This window comes from Bacteroidota bacterium, from assembly GCA_038746285.1.
Classification (GTDB): domain Bacteria; phylum Bacteroidota; class Rhodothermia; order Rhodothermales; family JANQRZ01; genus JANQRZ01.
Map to the genome: position 1 here is coordinate 1 of JBCDKT010000009.1, position 18,095 is coordinate 18,095.

The following is an 18,095-nucleotide window of genomic DNA, read 5'->3' on the forward strand; positions in this document are numbered from 1 at the left end:
CCCACTCCTCCCACTCCTCCCACTCCTCCCACTCCTCCCACTCCTCCCACTCCTCCCACTCCTCCCACTCCTCCCACTCCTCCCACTCCTCCCACTCCTCCCACTCCGTCAGCCCGGCAGGTATCGCTCGCGGAGAATCCGGGCGTGGTGCTGCTCGTGCCCGGCGGTCATCCACGCCAGGGCGCGGACCGTCACCGGGTACCCACTGGCCGTGCCGGCGCGGCGGAGCGCGGGGGCGTCGAGGCCCGCGAACAGTTTCAGGGTGGCCTTCCGCACATCGGCGAACTCCTCGGCGAGGTCGGCGAGGGAGCGGCGGTCGAACCCGGCGGCCTCGACGTACCCGTTCTGCTCGAAGCCCGGCAGGGGCGTCGGGTCGGCCCGTGCGATGCGGAGCGCCCGGTAGGCGAAGACGCGCTCGGTGTCGGCTACGTGCCCGACGACCTCCTTGACGCTCCACTTGCCCGGCGCATAGCGGTACCCCCCGCGGGCCTCGCCGAAGGCGCGAAGCAGGTCCAGGAATTCAGCTCCCTGGGTCTCGAGCATGCGTAGCAGGTCTCCGTTGGGGACGGCTTCGAGGTAGGGCCCGTAGTACAGGGCGTATTCACCGGACTCGGGGCGCGGAATGACGAGGTGCGACATGGCGGAAGGGAGAGTAAGGGCGCAGCGCTAAGGTACTGCGGAGCGGGCTACGGGCAGCGGCCTGTTTATCGTCACTCAAGAGCAGAAAAAAATTTGAGTGCTACTGGTTACTTTCTTAGATTCGACGCGCTAGGACGTGTAGCCGTCACTCTGGACCAGCCTGCACGGTCCAGACCCTCCCTCGGCCTAAGGGTTCTGCACCTCTCTGTCTCTGTTCACCTGACCCGGCCTCGAAGCCCCTCTCTTCCCACCTGATGCCTCCTGCTCCCCGCCCTTCGAGCGATAGCTACTCCGCCTCGGGGCGCGTTCACCGTCTGATCGAGTGGCTCCGCTCGGGCGAGCGCCTGACGACGACGCTGGCGGCCGAGGCCCTCGCCGTCTCCCGCCGCACCGTCGCCCGCGACCTCGCCTACCTGCGCGACGTGCTAGGCCTGCGCGTGGAGTACGACCCGGCGAAGCGCTCGTACGTGCTGGCCGACGGCCACGCAGCCCTCCCGTTCCTGCCGCACGCCTCCATCATTCCCGCCCTCGTGCGCGCGCTCCCGCCCGGCGTCCGCTCCGACGACAACGCCGAGTACCCAACCGTGCACCTGCGCTTCTCCGCTCGCGCGGTTGGCATCTACACCGACCGCGGCGGGACCCTGCGCTCCGGCACCCTCAACCCCGACGGCACCCTCGACCTGTACCTCTCGACGCCCAACATCCACGAGCTCGTCAACTGGGTCCTCTCCTGCGGCAGCGAGGTAGAGATCGTCGAGCCCCGGACGCTGCGGGGCCGCGTCCGCATGGAGATCCAACGAATGATGGAGATCTACGGCGCGGGCGAGACCTCGGCGACTTGACAGCGCGCAGGGCGGACGCGTAGCTTGGGGGTCCGCAAGCGGAACTAGCTCAGCTGGTAGAGCGCAACCTTGCCAAGGTTGAGGTCGCGGGTTCGAGTCCCGTGTTCCGCTCCACTTGCCGCCACGGCCCGATTCGTTATTTCTCGAGTCGGGCTTTTTTGCGGCATGCCGGCAGCGCGGACACCGGTTATATTGCATGGCTGCAGTACATACCAGAGGCCGGCCCGCGGGGAAAAGGACCGGCCTCTGATGCAATCGAGCAGGAGAGGTGCAGCGGAAGCACCGAAGAGGGGGACCAGCGGGGGCTAGCCAGGACTCCTGCGCTGAGGTGCACATCAAACATACACGTCACGCGTTGCGACCGTCTAGCGGTGGGAGTACGCGTTCGCGTCCCGGGGATTCCCCGAACACCCCCTCCCTGGCAGCCCCTGCCAGGGGTGGGACCTCCCGCTACCGCGCGATGGGCTGCACCCGCACCCGGTCCAGCACGACCTCGGACAGCAGCCTCAGCGAGTCCGCCTCCCACATCCGCCCGAGGGCTTCGAGCGGCGGTGCCAGCGGATCGGCGGTGTAGTTCTCGTAGTCCGCGAAACGGGCACCGCCTGCGGCGCGAGCGTTGACGGCCCGGCGGAAGCGCGCCCCGCCGCCGTTGACTTCGTAGGAGTAGGCGAGGTAGTCGACGGTACTCTGCTCGCGGTGGACCCAGTAGAGGAAGCGGTCCTGGTAGTCGCGCCCGCCGCCCTCAGGCCGGAAGGTCACCTCGACGAGGTCGTACACCTCGCCGCCGAGCGAGTCGGAGCCGAGGTGACGGGGCTGCACGGCGTCGTCGGCGAGGCCGTGCGGGATCAGGGCGAAGTAGACCACGGAGTTGACGGCTTCCTCGACTGCCAGCGCCTCGGCCTCGCTGAGCGCCACCGGCGTTCCGTCCACCGTGCGGCGGACGCCGCCGTTGTCGAGCACATCGCGGAGGGTCCTCCCGTCTTCGTCCCAGGTCCGGGCATACGCGAAGCGACCCCTGCTGCGCTCGGCGCGGAACGCGCGGCCCCGGAAGTCGAACGTGACGACCGACGCGTCGAGCAGGTCGGACCCGTGGGCGGCCCGTGTCCGCCCGATCACAGCCACGGCTACCGAGTCCGGCTCGGGGACAGCGTCAGGCGGAGCGGGCTGCACCGACGGACCGGCAGGGTCCGGCTCGGTGCAGCCCGCAACGAGCGCTGCGGCAAGGAGCGCAGCAGCAGCGAAGCATCGGGGCATCACGAGCCGGTCGAGATCGTGATCGGCACCTCGACCTCGTCCCAGTGCAGCACGAGCATGCCCTTGCCGGCTTCGACCATGTCGAAGGCGAAGGTCATCAGTTCGTCCATGTCGCCCATGCGCGGCTCCACCATCACGCGGAGCACGTCGCTGTCGGCGCTGTAGTCGTAGGCCCCCCACTGCTCGGCGACGCTGTTGAAGATCACGGTCCACTCATCCTCGCTGGGAATCGTGAACAGACCGTAGGTACCGGCTGCGAGGGACTGGCCCTCGACCATCACGTCGTCTGAGAAGGTGATCGTCGTGGCTTCGTTAGCACCGGTGCGCCACACGGCACCGTAGGGCTCTAGCTCGCCGAAGACGACGCGGCCGCGCACGCTCGGACGACCATAGGAGATCATCACGTCGGTCGTGCCGATGGTCTGGCCGATCATGGCGTTGGGACTGGTGCGGGCTTCGTCGTTGCCGCGCTCCTGCGCGGAGGCGGGGACGGCGAGGACGAGGGCGGCCCCGAGAAGGAGGACAAGGCGGAGAGGCATGGCTGCTTGGCGGTTGGACAGAAAGGGATGGCGGACCGAAGGTAGCACGGGTCCAACGGCACCAACGCTCACGCGGAGATCACGTTTCCCCAGAGCCCCGAGCGTCACGCCGAGCGCGTCAGGTCGAGGGTGACCGTCGTGAAGAGGTCCTCGGCCCCTTCGCGCGCCCAGAAGGCCCGGCCCCGCACGTTCCGGCTGAGGACGCCCGCCCGCAGCTGCGTCACGCCCTGGCTCCGCGCCCAGTCGCGCACGGCACCGAGCAACTGCGCGCCGATGCCCGCGCTTCGCTGGTCCGGCCGCACGATGAGTTCGGTGACATAGACCTCCCGCTCCTGCTCGTAGACCGGCGCGGGCCAGAACGGGTGCGCCGTCACGAGGCCGACCACCTCGCCCCCGCGCTCGGCGACGAAGACCCGGTGCTCCTCGCTCCCGACCCACACGCGGACGTCGTTCCGCCAGCGCTCGCGGGCGGTGTCGCTCGGCCGGTGGCGGGCGTCGAGGGCGCTGTGCTCGTCCTGAAGCTGCGCCCAGAGCCGGACGGCAGCGTCCACGTCCTCGGCCTGGGCGCGGCGGATCGTTACGCTCTCGCTCATGCGGCGGCGACGGCACGCGAGTCCGCCGTGCGGCTCGTGAGGCGGCCCTGCGCCTGCAGCAGTTCGGCGTTGAGGATGGCCCCGCCGGCCGCGCCCCGGATCGTGTTGTGCGAGAGCACGACGAACTTGACGTCGAACAGCGCGCAGGCGCGGACGCGTCCGACCGAGACCTGCATCCCGCCCCCGGCCTCGGCGTGGCGGCGCGGCTGCGGGAAGCGCTCGTCCTCGAACACGCGGACCGGCTGCGCCGGGGCGGTCGGGAGGTTCATCTCGGCCAGCGGAGACCGGAACGACGACAGGGCCTCGGCGACCTCGGCGGGCGAGGCCGGCGTGCCGAGCTTGACCGAGACGCACTCGAGGTGCCCGTCGAGCACCGGGACGCGGGTGCACTGCGCCGAGACCGTCACCTCGTAGGGCCGAACTCCGCCGTCGTCGAGCGTGCCGAGGAGCTTGCGCGGCTCGTGGACGAGCTTCTCCTCCTCCCCGCCGATGAACGGGACGACGTTGCCGAGCGCGTCGAGCGACGAGACGCCGGGATAGCCCGCGCCCGAGAGCGCCTGCATCGTGACCACATGGAGGGCCTCGACGCCGAACGCGTCGGCGAGCGGGCGGAGCGCCATCACGAGGCCGACGACCGAGCAGTTCGGATTCGTCACGATCCAGCCGGGCGTCATCTGCCGGTCGATGAGCGCCGTGTGCTCGGGGTTGACCTCGGGGATGAGGAGCGGCACGTCCGGGTCCATCCGGTGCGTGCGGGCATTCGAGATGACGGGCAGCCCGGCTTCGGCGAAGCGTTTTTCCAGCACGTCGGCCGCCGCAGCGTCGAGGCCCGAGAAGACGAAGTCGCAGTCGGCGAGGGACGGGTCCCGGAGCGCACCAGGCGCGGCGAGGACCACCTCGCGCTCGGCGAGGGCAGCGGGCATCTCGCGGCTCCCGATCCAGTTAGCGGCCTCGCGGTAGGGCTTGCCCGCCGAGCGCTCCGACGCCGCGAGGGCTGCGATCTCGAACTGGGGGTGTCCGTCGAGGAGTTCGACGAACTTCTGGCCGACCGCGCCGGTCGCGCCGAGGATTCCGACTTTCATTGGGTGATTCGCTGAATGGGTGATTGGCTGATTGCTGCGATACCGAAACGCTGCAACCGACAGTCTGTTCAGCCACACCGTTCGGGAGTAGTTTCCCACCGTCCACCGTCCCACCGTCCACCGAACCATGCCTGCCCACCTGATCGACGGAAAAGCCATCGCCGCCGACGTCCGCGCCGACGTCCGCGCCGGCGTCGAGGACTGGACGCAAGCCGGGCACGCGCCGCCCGCGCTCCGCGTCGTCCTCGTCGGCGAGCACCCCGCCTCGGCGTCCTACGTGCGCGCCAAGATCCGCGCCGCCGCCGAAGCCGGGATCGACAGCGAGACGATCCACCTGCCGGCCGACATCCCCGAGCCGAACCTCCTCGCGCTCATCGGCGAGCTGAACGCCAACCCAGCCGTCGACGGCATCCTCGTCCAGCTCCCCCTCCCCGGCCACATCGACGACCGGAAGGTCATCCACGCAATCGACCCCGACAAAGACGTGGACGGCTTCCACCCGGAGAACGCCGGACGGCTCGTGATCGGCGAGCCGGGGTTCGTGCCGTGCACGCCGGCGGGGATCGTCGAGATGCTCCGCCGGAGCGGGATCGAGACCTCGGGTGCGCACGCGGTCGTTATCGGGCGGAGCAACATCGTCGGCAAGCCGATGGCGAACCTGCTCCTCCGGCGCGGCACCGACGCGACGGTCACCGTCTGCCACAGCCGGACCCGGGACCTCGCGGGGATCGCCCGCACGGCCGACATCCTCGTCGCTGCCATCGGCCGGGCGCACTTCGTGACGGCGGACATGGTCAAGCCCGGCGCGGCGGTCATCGACGTCGGGATCAACCGGGTGGAGGACGCGGCGCGGGAGCGCGGCTACCGGCTCGTCGGCGACGTGGACTTCGAGGCCGTGCGCGAGACGGCGGGGTGGATCACGCCCGTCCCCGGAGGCGTCGGCCCGATGACGATCGCCCTCCTGCTCCAGAACACGCTCGTCGCCGCCCGACGCCGGCACGAGCACGCGGTCGGTGCCGAGGCATGAATACGCCGCCAGCCTGTCGGCGACGGACGACGGACCGCAGACCGCTGGACTGCACCATCCTCTGCCGTCTTCGGTCCGTGGTCGGCGGTCTCAGCTTCTGCTGCCTCGGTGCGAGACAAGCGCGCTACCCTGAATCGCTTCCCACAGTCTAGCCCATGCAAGACACCGCCCTCGCCGACTCCCTCGCCGCCGCGGCGGACTCGCTCGCAGCCGACACCGCCGCGGCCGACACGTCGAACGCGATCAGCCAGATCACGGAGAACATCCAGGAGACCGGGCGGGCGATCCGCGAGGGCCGCTTCGACGAGGTCTACGAGCGCCTCTCGTCCGCCCTGATCGACTTCGCCCTCAACGGGCTGATCCCGTCGCTGCTCACGCTCCTCCTGTTCTACCTCGTCTACCGGGTGGTGACGGGTCTGCTGGAGCGCGTGCTGAGTCGGAGCAAGCAGGTCAACCTCGGCGTGCGGCAGCTCCTCCTCAAGTCGTTCCGGCTCGTCTTCATCACGCTCGGCGCGATCGTCGTGCTCGACATGCTCGGGATGAACGTCGGGGCGCTGATCGCCGGCCTGGGGATCGCGGGCATCGCCCTCGGCTTCGCCGCGCGCGACACGCTCGAGAACTTCATCTCCGGCATCACGATCCTCCTCGACCAGCCCTTCCGCGTCGGCGACAACGTCGAGGTCGAGGGGACGTTCGGGTCGGTGCAGGAGATCACGCTGCGCTCGACGCGCATCCGCACGCTCAACAATGAGGTCGCCGTCCTCCCGAACGCGCACATGATCCAGCAGAAGCTCATCAACCACACGCTCCTGGGCGTCCTCCGGATCGTGGTCCCGTTCGGGATCGCGTACAAGGAGTACCCGCAGGAGGCGCGCGAAGTCGTCCTCAAGCTGCCCGAGGACGACGAGCGGCTCCACCCGGACTACACCCCGCAGGTCGTCGTGACGAAGATGAACGATTCGAGCGTGGACATGGAGCTGCGGCTGTTCCTGAAGGACCCGAAGCTCGAAGTGCCCGTCCGGTTCGAGTACATCGAGAAGGTCCGCGAGGCGCTGCGCGAGGCCGACATCGAGGTCCCGTTCCCGCACCTCCAGCTGTTCATCGACGAGGCGCAGGCGTTCCAGGACGCGCCGTTCATGCAGCCGGGCAACGGCTCCGGCACGAAGCCGCAAGCGGAAGCATGAGGCGAACGACGAGGTCCGAACGACGAGCGACGAACGGGCTCGCTGCGGCGCTGTGGCTGCTCTGCCTCGCCCCCGCCACCCTCGCCCCGAGCGCCTTCGGGCAGGTCAACACCGAGAAGCTGCGGATCGCCGAGGACGCCGAGGGGCTCGGCGCGACCGTCGCGGCCAACGCCCTCTTCCGCACCGGCAACGTCGAGGTGCTCGACCTCGGGCTGCGCGGGCGGCTCGACCTCCGGCGGGGCAACCTCGCCTCCTTCCTGATCGGCAACGTCACCTTCAGCGAGGCCGAGGACCGGGTGTTCCTCGACGAGAGCTTCGTCCACCTGCGGACCGTGCTCCGGCTGCCCGGCCTGGAGTGGGTCCGGCCCGAGGCGTTCGTCCAGACCCAGCGCGACGACTCGCAGCTCCTCACGCGGCGCTACCTCGCCGGGGCCGGCCTCCGGCTGCAACTCTACCAGGACAGCACGGCCGCCGCCTTCTTCGGGACGACGCCGATGGTCGAGTACGAACTCCTCGACCGGGGCGAAGTCCTCGTCGACCCCGAGACGACCGTCGGGCGCTGGAGCAACTACCTCGTCCTCAAGCTCGAGCTGACCGACCTCGTGACCTTCGCCGGCACGGCCTACGTGCAGCCGCGCTTCGACCGGTTCCGCGACGTGCGCGTGCTGGGCGAGGCCGGGCTCAACGTGCAGCTCACGCGGGCCCTCGCGCTCCGGGCGACGCTGAACCTGCGCTACGACAGCGAGCCGCCGGCCGACCTCGACCGCTTCGACCTCGCCCTGCGCAACGGCCTCGCCGTGACGTTCTGACGCAGCCCGTCACGGCGAGACCACCGTCCTACAGGATCGTCACGCGGCGAGCCTCGGCGAAGCTCGAACCGGCAGCGCGCACCACGTACACGCCGGCCGGCAGCCCCCGCCCGTCGAACCGCAGCGGATGCACGCCCGCCTCCAGCATCCCGTCGTGCAGCACCGCCACCCGGCGGCCCAGCAGGTCGAAGACCCCCACCTCGACCCGCTCCGCCTGCGGCACCGACAGCTCGACGGTCACCGAGCCGCCGGACGGGTTCGGGAACGCGTCCGAGAGCACCGCCTCACCGGGCACGGCGCGGGAGGCGGCGCTGTCCTCCCACGGCGTCGCCTCGGTCACACCCCAGACGCCGGCGGCCCCATTCGCCGACGACCCGGTGACCGTCAGCGCGAACACCTCGGAGTCGACGGCCTGGTTCGGGAAAGCGCCGATGCTCAGCGTGTAGACGTAGTCGCCCGTCGGCGCATTATTCGGCACCTGCTGGACGTACGACCCGGAGAGCGCCTGGCTGGCCGGCACGGTACCCGAGCGCACGACCGCCTGCGCGACGACCGCCTGCCCCTGCTGCGCGACGAAGTAGAGGTCGCCGGAGGCCGGGCTGCTGGTGTTGTTCTCGACGGTGTAGTCGAACCGGACCGAGCCGCCGGGGGCGACGGTCGTCTGGCTCGCCGTCGCGGTGAGGTTGAGGTCCGGGCCGGAGGCGAAGGGCCGCGCCGGGGTGAGCGAGACGAGGTGGGCGTGCCCGCTCCCGCGGAGGCTGCTTCGGAACCCGCCGACCATAATCACCCGCTCGCGCTTCTCGTCGAGCACGGTGGCGCTCGGCCGGAAGGTGACCGGCGGCGCGGCGTTCGTCAAGAGCGGGTCCCAGTCGCCGATCAGGTCGCCGGTGACGGCGTCGAGGGCGTATTCGCTCGTGTAGACCACGCCGCCCGCCGCCCCACCGCCGGGGCCAGGCTGGATCGTCAGTGCGGCTCCCCCTACCCCGGGGAAGTCGGACGCGGCCGGGTCGGGGACGAGGGGGAGCACGTCGCCGCCGGAGCGCGTGACGGCGGCAACGTTGTCGCGCGGCACGCCGCCGATCACGTCGAGGTTGAAGCCGCTCAGGTAGATCGCGTCCTCGCCCGGCAGCGCGGCGAGCGCAGCCCCCTGCTGCGGACCGGTCGGGTTGACGTTCCAGTCGAGCACGGCCCCGGTCTCGGCGTCGAGCGCGGCGAAGCGGTCGCGCTCCTTGAGGTCAGCATCGACGAAGGCGAAGCCGCCGGAGAAGAACAGCGTGTCGCCCGCCGCGCCGGGCGGCCCGGCCTCGACGAGGAGCAGTTCGTGGATCGGAAAGCCGGAGAGAGTCGAGAACTGGAAGGTCTCCCAGATCACGTTGCCGGTGGCGCGGTCGTAGCAGATGATGAACGGGACGAGCGGCCGGGAGCCTGCGTGGAAGTAGACCCGGTCCTCGGTCACGACGAGCGTGGAGTTGTCGGTGCGGATGCGGCTTCCGGTGGTCGTTCCGGTGGTCGCAGCCCGCGATGCCTCCGGCGAAACGGCGGGGGGCGTGAGCGGCGGGAGCGGCGAGCCGTCGGCGTAGGTCGCCACTGCCCCGGCTCCGCTCCGCGCGTCGGGGAACGCGAAGTCGCTGAACTGGCCCGTCTCCAGGTCGGCCAGCCCGATGCCGTTGAAGGTCTCGAAGTAGAGGAACCGCTCGTCCGGGCTGAGGCCGAGGCTGGTGACCGACGAGAGGATGTTGACGTCCTTGCCGAAGTCGGTCACGCGGCCCGTCGTGAGGTCGATGCCGGCGAGGGTCTGGCGCCGCACCCCGTCGACGCCGAACAGGTCCTTGCCGCCGACGAAGAGGCGACCCGTTGGTCCCGGCTCAACGGCCAGACTCTTGATACCCTCGAGGGAAGCCGCCACCCGGATCCGGTCGCCGCCGAAGAGGCCCGGCAGCACCGCGCCGGTCGCGGGGTCGAGCGCGAGGAGAAACTGCGACGGGAAAAAGTCCTCGGCGTTCGACACGTCGCGCGCGCCGAAGTAGAGCACGCCTTGCCCCCCGTTGCCGGACGGATCGAGCGCGAGGGCACGGCCCCGCGAGTATACGTTGTCGAAAAACTCGGTCTCGGCCCCCGTCGCCCGGCTGATGCGGTAGAGCGCTGCCGGGGTCGAGGTGAACCCGGGGGTCGACACCCACAGCACGTTGTCCGTCACCACGAGGTCCCCGGTGTTGAGTTCCACGTCCGTCTCCCACGCGGTCGGCGCGCCGCCTTCGCCCGTCACTGGGTCGGCGAGCGTGACCTCGGCGGCTCCGGTGAGGCGCTCCTCGCCGCGTGCGGCGTCGAAGAAGCCGGTCAGGTAGAGCGTCGTCTCGCCTGCGGCCGGCCCGATCCCGATCTGGAAGACGGAGGGACCGCCGCTGATCGCGTCGAGCCCGTCGGTTAGCCCGGCGTCCCACGGCAGCAGCGCGCCGGTCTGCGGATCGAGGGCAGCGACACCTCCACGGCCGGTCCCGTTGATCGTGTCGAAAAAGCCGCCGAGATAGAGCACCCCGTCGCGGACGACGATGGTCTCCACGGTCCCCTGGGGCGGGCCGCCGTTCGTGTTCCCGCTCCCGGTGTTGGTCATCGTGATCGACGCCGGCAGGACGGCCCCGGTCTCGGCGTCGAGCGCGGCGAAGTTGCGGCGCGGCAATCCACCCACCTCGTCGAACCGGCCGCCGACGTAGAGCACCCCGGCGTCGAGCGCGAGCGTCTCCACGTAGCCGAGGTCGAAGGGGTTGCCGACGATCTGCGGCGCGGGCCGGAAGGCCGGATCGACCGTCCCGTCGGGGCGGACGAGGGCAAGGTTGCGACGCGGCTCGCCGCCGGTCCACTCGATCTCGCCGGCCACGTACCACCCGCCCTGCCCGTCCGGCAGCACCGCGGTCACACCCTCGCCGAGGTTGCTGGTCTCGCCGACCCGGGCCTGCGCCAGGTCAGGCTCGCCGGTGGCCTTGTTGACCACCGCCGCCGGGCCCGTCGGCGGCGCGACGGTGACGAAGGTACCGCCGATGTAGAGCGTGTCACCCGCAACGACGGCCGCGACGACCGGGTCATCGGTGGTGTAGAGGTTGCGGTCGGCTTCTTGCGCATGGCCTGCGTTTGCCGCGAGCAGCAGGAGCAAGAGGCCGAAGCAGAGTCGGAAGGAGGTAGACATGGTGAGCGAAGTCTGGGGAAGGAAGGGTCGGCGCGGAGCATCTGCCGGCGTGCTGTTGACGATCCCAAACTCCTCTTTCTGGCAGTCCTTTTAATCACAGTATTCTAAAATCCATGTCACATCGGCTCCTGTCGAACGGTAGCTGCTGCTCGGCATCGGGCCATGCTGCTGCTTTGAGGGGTGGGGACCACGACACCGCCCGCCAGAGTTATGAACGTGACGTTGTCGTGAGACGCAGTACCTTGCACGGTCGCATCTTCCCCTCTCACCTCACCCCGCCCGACATGAACATCGGCATCATCGGCCTCGGCAAGATGGGCAGCGGCCTCGTCCGCCGCCTCCACCGCGGCGGTCACACCCCCATCGGCTTCGACCTCGACACGGAGGAACTCGCCAAGCTCGCCTACGACGACATCGGCACGGCCGAGTCACTCGACGAACTCGCCGGCCAGCTCGAAGCCCCACGCGTCTTCTGGCTCATGGTCCCGGCGGGCGAGGCCGTGGACAGCGTCCTCGCCGACCTCGAGCCGCACCTCGAAGCAGGCAGCATCGTCGTCGACGGCGGCAACTCGTACTACCAGGACTCGATGCGACGGGCGAAGGAAATGAAAGAAGACGTGGGCGCGCTCTACGTCGACTGCGGCGTCTCGGGCGGCGTCTGGGGGCTCGAAGGCGGCTACTGCCTGATGGTCGGCGGCGAGGACGAGCCCGTCGGGCACCTCCGCCCGGTCTTCGAGACGCTGGCCCCGGCGAAGGACAAGGGCTGGGGCCACATGGGGCCGAGCGGCTCCGGCCACTTCGTCAAGATGATCCACAACGGCATCGAGTACGGGCTGATGCAGGCCTACGCCGAGGGCTTCGCGCTGATGACGGCGAAGGAGGAGTTCGACCTCGACACGGTCGAGATCTCGAACGTCTGGCAGTACGGCAGCGTGATCCGCTCGTGGCTCCTCGAACTCGTCGAGAACGCGCTCCAGGAGGACGGCCCCGGCCTCTCGGACATCGCCCCCTACGTCGCCGACTCGGGCATGGGCCGGTGGACGGTCAAGGAGGCGATGGACCTCAACATCCCGGCTCCGGTGCTGACCCATTCGCTGATCGAGCGCATCCAGTCGCGCGACGACCGGGCGTTCTACAGCCGCCTCCTGGCCGCGCTCCGCAACCAGTTCGGCGGCCACGCCCTCAAGGCCGCCGTCTCCGGCGCGGACTCGGAGACCGGAACGTGACAGAGGGCGTGGAGGGAGCGGAAGGATAAAGAGGGCACCCACAGCAGCGCAGCGCGCGGCAGTCCCACCATCTTTCCTCGTCCTCACTCCGCGCCCCCCCCCCCCTCCATTCTCTCCCACCCCTCCACGCCCTCATCCCTCATGGACTCCAGCCTCTTCATCCTCCTCGGCGCCACCGGGGACCTCGCCAAGCGCAAGCTGATCCCCGCCATCTACCGCGGCCTCATCGACCGCGAGCGCGCGGGCGACGCGGACACCCGACCGGCTATCCTCGGCGTCGGCCGCTCCGGCTGGGACGACCAGCAGATGCGGGACACCTTCCGCGAGGCACTCGAAGACGAGGACCTCGGCGGCGAACGCGCCGACGCGTGGTGCGACACGCGGATGGCCTACGTCCAGGTCGACAGCACCGACGAACTCGGCGACGTCTTCGCGCGCGCCTCGGAGCTCGAAGAAGACCTCGGGCTCTCCGGCAACCGGATCTACTACCTCGCGATCCCGCCCTCGGCCTTTCCCAAAACGATCCAGGCCATCGGCGAGCAGGACGAGGCCGAGCAGCGGGGCGGCTGGACCCGCCTCGTCGTCGAGAAGCCCTTCGGGCACGACCTCGCCTCGGCGCGCGAGTTGAACGAGATCGTCCACGCGCACTTCGCCGAGGCGCAGGTCTACCGGATCGACCACTACCTCGGCAAGGAGACCGTGCAGAACCTCCTCGTCTTCCGCTTCGCCAACGCCCTCTTCGAGGCGCTCTGGAACCGGGAGCACATCGACCGGGTCGAGGTCACCGTCGCCGAGTCGATCGGGGCCGAGGGCCGGGCGGGGTACTTCGACACGTCGGGCACGCTGCGCGACATGGTGCAGAACCACCTCACGCAACTCGTCACGCTCGTCGCGATGGAGCCGCCGGCCCGCTTCGACGCGCAGTCGATCCGGCGCGAGAAGATCAAGGTGCTCCACTCGATCGCCCCTATCGACGAGGGCAGCGTCGTCTTCGGGCAGTACACCGGGGACGACGGCGCGGGGGCCGAGCACGAGGGCTACCAGGAGCACGAGGACACGCCGCCGGAGTCGGACACCGAGACGTTCGTCGCGCTCCGGCTCTACGTCGAGAACTGGCGCTGGCAGGGGGTGCCGTTCGTGCTCCGCACCGGCAAGCGGATGCCAGAGCGGCTGACCGAGATCAGCGTCCACTTCCGCTGCCCGCCGGTCCAGCTCTTCGGCGGCCCGAACCACTGCTCGATCAGCCGCAACGTGCTCCGCATCCAGCTCCAGCCGCACGAGGGCTTCACGCTCGGCGTGGAGGTCAAGCGGCCCGGCGACGGGTTCGACCTGTCGAGCCAGGAGTTCGACTTCGACTACGAACACGCCTTCGGGGCGCTCCCGTCGGCCTACGAGACGCTCCTGGCCGACGTCGTGGCGGGTGACCAGACGCTCTTCGTCCACGCCGACGAGACCGAGGCCGCCTGGTCGCTCTTCGAGCCGCTCCTGGAGGCCGGCCTCCCCGTCCAGGACTACGCCTCAGGCACCTGGGGTCCGGTCTCGGCCGCCTCGATGTTCGTCGCCGACCGCCGGGAGCCGACCCCGGAGGACGAGTTCGCCGTCTAGGAGCGAAAGGGGGCAAGCGAGGAAGAAGGGAAGAGGGCGTTAGCGCGAAGCGCAGCGGCCTCCGTAATTTTCCCAGCTTTGCCACGCTCTTCCGCTCTTCCGCTCTTCCGCTCATGATCGCCCCCGAAGTCTTTGCCTTCGCCAGCCCGGTCCGCGTTGCGCGTGCGGCGGCCGAGACGGTCGTCGAGACGCTGCGGGCGGCGCTGGCGGCGCGGGGCCAGGCGTCGCTCGTGCTGACTGGCGGCTCCACGCCGGGGCCACTCTACCGGCTCCTGGCCGCGAGCTACCCCGACGCACTCGACTGGGAGCACGTCCACGTCTTCTGGGGCGACGAGCGGCACGTCCCGCACGACCACGACGACAGCAACGCCCGGTTCGCCCGCGAGGCGCTCCTCGACGGCCTCGCCGTCCCCGACGCCCAGGTCTACCCGGTCCCGACCGGCGGCACGCCCGAGGCCGACGCGCGCGCCTACGAGCAGACGCTCCGCGCCTACTTCGGCGACGAGGCCACGCCGGCCTTCGACCTCGTCCTCCTCGGGATGGGCGGCGACGGGCACGTAGCCTCGCTTTTTCCGGACAGCCCGTCCCTCGGCGAAGCGGAGCGCTGGGTCGTAGCCACCGAGGCCCCGCCAGCGAGTCCGGTGCGCGACCGCATCTCGCTCACCTTCCCCGCCCTCGGGGCCACCCGCACGGTCCTCTTCCTCGTCACGGGCGCGGGCAAGGCCGAGGCCGTCGCCTCCGTCTTCAGCGACCCCGGCCGCACGCCCCCGGCCGGGCGCGTCGGCGCGCAGGAGCGGCTGCTGTGGTTCCTCGACGACGACGCACACGGCGGTACGGCCTGACCTCGGAGGGAGCACACCGGCGGGCGCTGGCGGCGAGGCCGGTGCGCAGCCCAGAGATACGACGGCCGGCACGTCCCGGTGAGGCCCGGACCCTTTAAGCCTGTCGTCTGGAGGCCGATCCTCAAGTACCACAGCCTCTCTGCACCCAATCCGCGCCTGCACGCCGGTGAGCGACGACTTTTACGCACGTCTACCTCCCCTTCAGCACTTCGCCGACATCACCGACCCGGCCCGCTACACGCCGCTGCCCGACGACTGGCTCGTCGTCGTGACCGACGTGGAGGGCTCGACGGCGGCGGTGCAGGCGGGGCACTACCGCGACGTGAACTACGTCGGGGCCGCCTCGATTGCGGCGGTGCTGAACCTCGCGGGCGAGACCAAAGTGCCGTTCGTCTTCGGCGGCGACGGGGCGACGCTGGTCGTTCCCCCCTCACTCCTGGAGCGGACGCAGGCGGCGCTCTCAGCGCTGCGCGTCCACGCGCGCGACACGCTCGGCTTGGCACTCCGGGTCGGCGTCGTCCCAGTGGCCGACGTGCGGGCCGAGGGCTACGGCGTCCGCGTGGCCCCGCTCGCCGTCTCCGAGAACTATACCCAGGCCATGTTCACCGGCGGCGGCCTCGCCCACGCCGACCGCCTGGTCAAGTCGCCCGTGACAGGGCCGGGCTACGCTGTGACCGGCGACTTCGCCGCGCCCGAGGGCGACCTCTACGAAGGGCTCGAGTGCCGCTGGCAGGACATCCGCGGGCGCAGCGAGACAGTCACGATCCTCGTCTCGGCCATCGGGGACGATCCGGCGGCGCACCACGCGGTCTACCGCGAGGTCGTCGAGGCCATCGAGCGCATCTACGGCCCCGGCACGACGCCTCACCCGGTCGCGCTCGACCGGCTCCGGCTGAGCTGGGACCCGCGCCTGTTCGCGCCCGAGGTCCGGCTCCGCACGCCCCGGCCGGACCGGTTTGGGCAGCGCTTGAAGCTGTGGGCGCTTAACGTGCTCGGCATGGTCCTGATCCGCTTCCGCCTCAAAACGAGCGAGACCGACTGGGGCCGGTACCCGGCGCTCCTGCGCGACGCCAGCGACTACCGCAAGTTCGACGACACGCTGCGGATGGTGCTCGCCGGCACCCCGGCGCAGCGCCGCCGCCTGGAAGACTTCCTCGACCGTCTCTACCGCCGCGGCGAGGTGGCCTACGGTATCCACGTCTCGGACCGCGCGGTGGTGACCTGCCTCGTCCACGAGCGCATGGGCCAGCAGGTCCACTTCGTCGACGGTGCCGGCGGCGGCTACACGGCCGCCGCGACCGACCTCAAGCGGCGCACCCGCACCCTGCCCACCTCTGCCTGAGCCCGATGCTCAACACGCCCATCAACACCATCCTAAGTCGCTCGCCGGGCCCGGCGCTGCACCGCGCCCGGCGGCTGCTGGACATCAGCCTCGCGCTCAACACCCTGCGCGACCCGGGGGACCTCCTCCTCTACATCATCGAGACCGCCACCGAGGTGCTGGGCTGCACGGCGGCTTCGCTCCTGCTCTACGACGACACCGAGCAGCGGCTACGCTTCGTCGCCGCGACAGGTGCGAGGGCGGAGACACTGGCTGAGATTCCTGTACCGCTCCACGGCAGCATCGCCGGGACCATCTTCCGCGAGAACCGGCCCGTCGTCGCCGGGAACGCGAAGCAGGACCAGCGGCACTTCCAGGGCGTGGCCGAGCGAACGGGCGTCCAGACCGAGGCGCTGCTCGGCGTGCCGATGTGCATCGACGGCGCTCCCATCGGGGTGTTCGAGGTCTTGAACCCGAAGGTGGGGTCGTTCTCCGAGGAGGATGTGGACACGCTCCTCCTCATCGCGTCCCAGGCCGCCGTAGCCATCGAGAACGTCCGGCAGCGCCGCGAACTCCGCGAGGCCAACGAGCGCCTCGCCAAGCTCGACCGGCTCAAGAGCGATTTCATGTCGCTCGCCTCGCACGAGCTGCGCACCCCGCTTGCCATCATCCTCGGGGCCGGCGACGTGCTGCGCGAGGAGGCGAGGCCGGACCTCCTCCCCTTCGCTGAGGACATCCGGGAAGCGGGCGACCGCATGCACGACCTCATCGAGACGTTGGAGGAGATGAGCTTCTTGCAGGAGGAGATGGCCTCGCTGGTCCTCCTGCCGGTCGTCCTCCAGGACACCCTGCGCGACGCCTGGGTGAAGGCGGAAATCGACGGCTCGGCGCTCCACGCGGTGCTCGACCTGCCCGACACTCCGCTCCGCGTAGAGGCCGACGCGCGCCGCCTCCAACTCGCCTTCGCCAACATCCTCAAAAACGCGCGGTCGTTCACGCCGGACGGCGGCACGGTGCGCGTCACGCTCCGCACGCAGAACGGCCAGGTGACTATCCAGGTGCAGGACTCGGGAACCGGGCTTTCGGAGGCGGACTGCCGGAGCGTCTTCCAAGCCTTCTACCAGGTCGAGGATGTCCTCACCCGGGGGCACGAGGGCCTGGGCATCGGCCTGACGATTGCCCGAGCGCTCCTCCGGCTCCACAAAGGCGACCTGTGGGCGACGAGCCCCGGGCTCGGGCAGGGCAGCACGTTCCACGTCACACTGCCACTCCTGGCCCCTGCCTCGCAGCCGGCCAGCTAGGTGCCGAAGATGCGGTCGCCCGCGTCGCCGAGGCCGGGGCGGATGTAGGCGTTCTGGTCGAGTTCTCGGTCGAGCGTGGCGGCGACGATGTCCACGTCGGGGTGGCGCTCTTCGAGGGTGCGCACGCCCTCGGGCGCGGCGACGAGGCAGACGAACCGGAGGCGCGTCGCGCCGCGCGCCTTGAGGTACGAGATCGCGGCGTCCGCGCTGCCGCCCGTCGCCAGCATCGGGTCCACGACGAAGACGATCCCGCCCTGCACCGAGTCCGGGATGTTGGCGTAGTAGTCCACGGGCTCGTGGGTCTCCTCGTCGCGGTACATCCCGACGTGCCCCACGCGGGCCTCGGGCACGAAGCGCACGAAGCCGTCGACGAGGCCGAGCCCCGCCCGCAGCACCGGCACCACGACGAACTCGTCCTGGAAGTAGTACCCCGTCGCCGCCTCCAGCGGTGTCTCGATGGGGCGCTCGACGAGCGGGAGGTCGCGCAGCGCTTCGTAGGCGAGGATCGCCGCCGCGTCGTTGACGGTCCGGCGGAACTGGCCGTGCGGCGTCGTCCGGTCCCGGAGGATCGTGAGGTCACGCCGGAGCAGCGGGTGATCGACGACGGTCAGCATAGGGGCGACGGTAGGGGCGACCGGCCGGTCGCCCGC

At 70.3% G+C, this 18,095-nt stretch carries 16 protein-coding genes and 1 tRNA gene; 10 read left to right on the plus strand and 7 right to left on the minus strand.

Annotation, left to right across the window (positions count from 1 at the left end; genetic code table 11):
• Positions 1-108: 108 nt before the first annotated feature.
• The gene (locus AAGI91_04395) at positions 109-639 is read right to left on the minus strand and encodes a DinB family protein (protein ID MEM1041850.1); all 531 of its coding nucleotides are present in this window, start codon (positions 637-639) and stop codon (positions 109-111) included.
• Positions 640-893: 254 nt separating this feature from the next.
• Between AAGI91_04395 and AAGI91_04400 the strand changes: the two genes are divergently transcribed.
• A complete protein-coding gene (locus AAGI91_04400) occupies positions 894-1,481 on the plus strand; it encodes a WYL domain-containing protein (protein MEM1041851.1) in 588 nt (195 codons plus the stop codon).
• A 38-nt stretch (positions 1,482-1,519) separates the two neighbouring features.
• Positions 1,520-1,595: transfer RNA gene (locus tag AAGI91_04405), tRNA-Gly, on the plus strand.
• Positions 1,596-1,931: 336 nt separating this feature from the next.
• Here AAGI91_04405 and AAGI91_04410 read toward each other — a convergent pair.
• The 4 genes from AAGI91_04410 to asd form a co-directional block, all read right to left on the minus strand.
• Positions 1,932-2,735: a DUF6503 family protein gene (locus AAGI91_04410; GenBank protein MEM1041852.1), complete on the minus strand. Its 804-nt coding sequence runs from the start codon at positions 2,733-2,735 to the stop codon at positions 1,932-1,934.
• Positions 2,735-3,274, minus strand: coding sequence for a DUF2911 domain-containing protein (locus AAGI91_04415; GenBank protein MEM1041853.1), 540 nt, complete (start codon positions 3,272-3,274; stop codon positions 2,735-2,737). Before AAGI91_04415 ends, AAGI91_04410 begins: the two co-directional genes overlap by 1 nt.
• Positions 3,275-3,378: 104 nt before the next feature.
• Complete coding sequence (locus AAGI91_04420) at positions 3,379-3,867, minus strand: GNAT family N-acetyltransferase (protein MEM1041854.1); 489 nt, start codon at positions 3,865-3,867, stop codon at positions 3,379-3,381.
• On the minus strand, positions 3,864-4,949 hold the full coding sequence (asd, locus tag AAGI91_04425) for an aspartate-semialdehyde dehydrogenase (GenBank protein ID MEM1041855.1): 1,086 nt from the start codon (positions 4,947-4,949) through the stop codon (positions 3,864-3,866). The genes AAGI91_04420 and asd overlap by 4 nt, the downstream gene beginning before the upstream one ends.
• Positions 4,950-5,076: 127 nt before the next feature.
• On the opposite strand from asd, the gene folD reads away from it, so the two are divergent.
• From folD to AAGI91_04440, 3 genes are all read left to right on the plus strand, one after another.
• Positions 5,077-5,976, plus strand: a complete 900-nt coding sequence (gene folD / locus AAGI91_04430) for a bifunctional methylenetetrahydrofolate dehydrogenase/methenyltetrahydrofolate cyclohydrolase FolD (protein MEM1041856.1) — start codon at positions 5,077-5,079, stop codon at positions 5,974-5,976.
• Between the two features lie 155 nt (positions 5,977-6,131).
• The gene (locus AAGI91_04435; GenBank protein MEM1041857.1) at positions 6,132-7,160 is read left to right on the plus strand and encodes a mechanosensitive ion channel family protein; all 1,029 of its coding nucleotides are present in this window, start codon (positions 6,132-6,134) and stop codon (positions 7,158-7,160) included.
• Entirely contained in the window at positions 7,157-7,969 is an 813-nt protein-coding gene (locus tag AAGI91_04440) for a DUF481 domain-containing protein (GenBank protein ID MEM1041858.1), read from the plus strand. Before AAGI91_04435 ends, AAGI91_04440 begins: the two co-directional genes overlap by 4 nt.
• A gap of 28 nt (positions 7,970-7,997) precedes the next feature.
• On the opposite strand, the gene AAGI91_04445 is transcribed toward AAGI91_04440, so the two are convergent.
• Positions 7,998-11,150, minus strand: a complete 3,153-nt coding sequence (locus AAGI91_04445) for a PQQ-binding-like beta-propeller repeat protein (GenBank protein ID MEM1041859.1) — start codon at positions 11,148-11,150, stop codon at positions 7,998-8,000.
• Between the two features lie 284 nt (positions 11,151-11,434).
• On the opposite strand from AAGI91_04445, the gene gnd reads away from it, so the two are divergent.
• The 5 genes from gnd to AAGI91_04470 all read left to right on the plus strand — a co-directional run bounded on the left by gnd (position 11,435) and on the right by AAGI91_04470 (position 17,445).
• On the plus strand, positions 11,435-12,376 hold the full coding sequence (gene gnd / locus AAGI91_04450) for a phosphogluconate dehydrogenase (NAD(+)-dependent, decarboxylating) (protein MEM1041860.1): 942 nt from the start codon (positions 11,435-11,437) through the stop codon (positions 12,374-12,376).
• Between the two features lie 141 nt (positions 12,377-12,517).
• Positions 12,518-13,981 (plus strand): glucose-6-phosphate dehydrogenase, encoded by a 1,464-nt coding sequence (gene zwf / locus AAGI91_04455; protein ID MEM1041861.1) that lies wholly within the window; start codon positions 12,518-12,520, stop codon positions 13,979-13,981.
• Between the two features lie 113 nt (positions 13,982-14,094).
• On the plus strand, positions 14,095-14,823 hold the full coding sequence (pgl, locus tag AAGI91_04460) for a 6-phosphogluconolactonase (GenBank protein MEM1041862.1): 729 nt from the start codon (positions 14,095-14,097) through the stop codon (positions 14,821-14,823).
• 166 nt (positions 14,824-14,989) lie between these two features.
• Positions 14,990-16,165: a DUF3095 domain-containing protein gene (locus AAGI91_04465; protein MEM1041863.1), complete on the plus strand. Its 1,176-nt coding sequence runs from the start codon at positions 14,990-14,992 to the stop codon at positions 16,163-16,165.
• A 5-nt stretch (positions 16,166-16,170) separates the two neighbouring features.
• The gene (locus tag AAGI91_04470) at positions 16,171-17,445 is read left to right on the plus strand and encodes a GAF domain-containing sensor histidine kinase (protein ID MEM1041864.1); all 1,275 of its coding nucleotides are present in this window, start codon (positions 16,171-16,173) and stop codon (positions 17,443-17,445) included.
• Here AAGI91_04470 and upp read toward each other — a convergent pair.
• On the minus strand, positions 17,442-18,059 hold the full coding sequence (gene upp, locus AAGI91_04475; protein ID MEM1041865.1) for a uracil phosphoribosyltransferase: 618 nt from the start codon (positions 18,057-18,059) through the stop codon (positions 17,442-17,444). The genes AAGI91_04470 and upp overlap by 4 nt on opposite strands.
• Between the last annotated feature and the right edge of the window lie 36 nt (positions 18,060-18,095).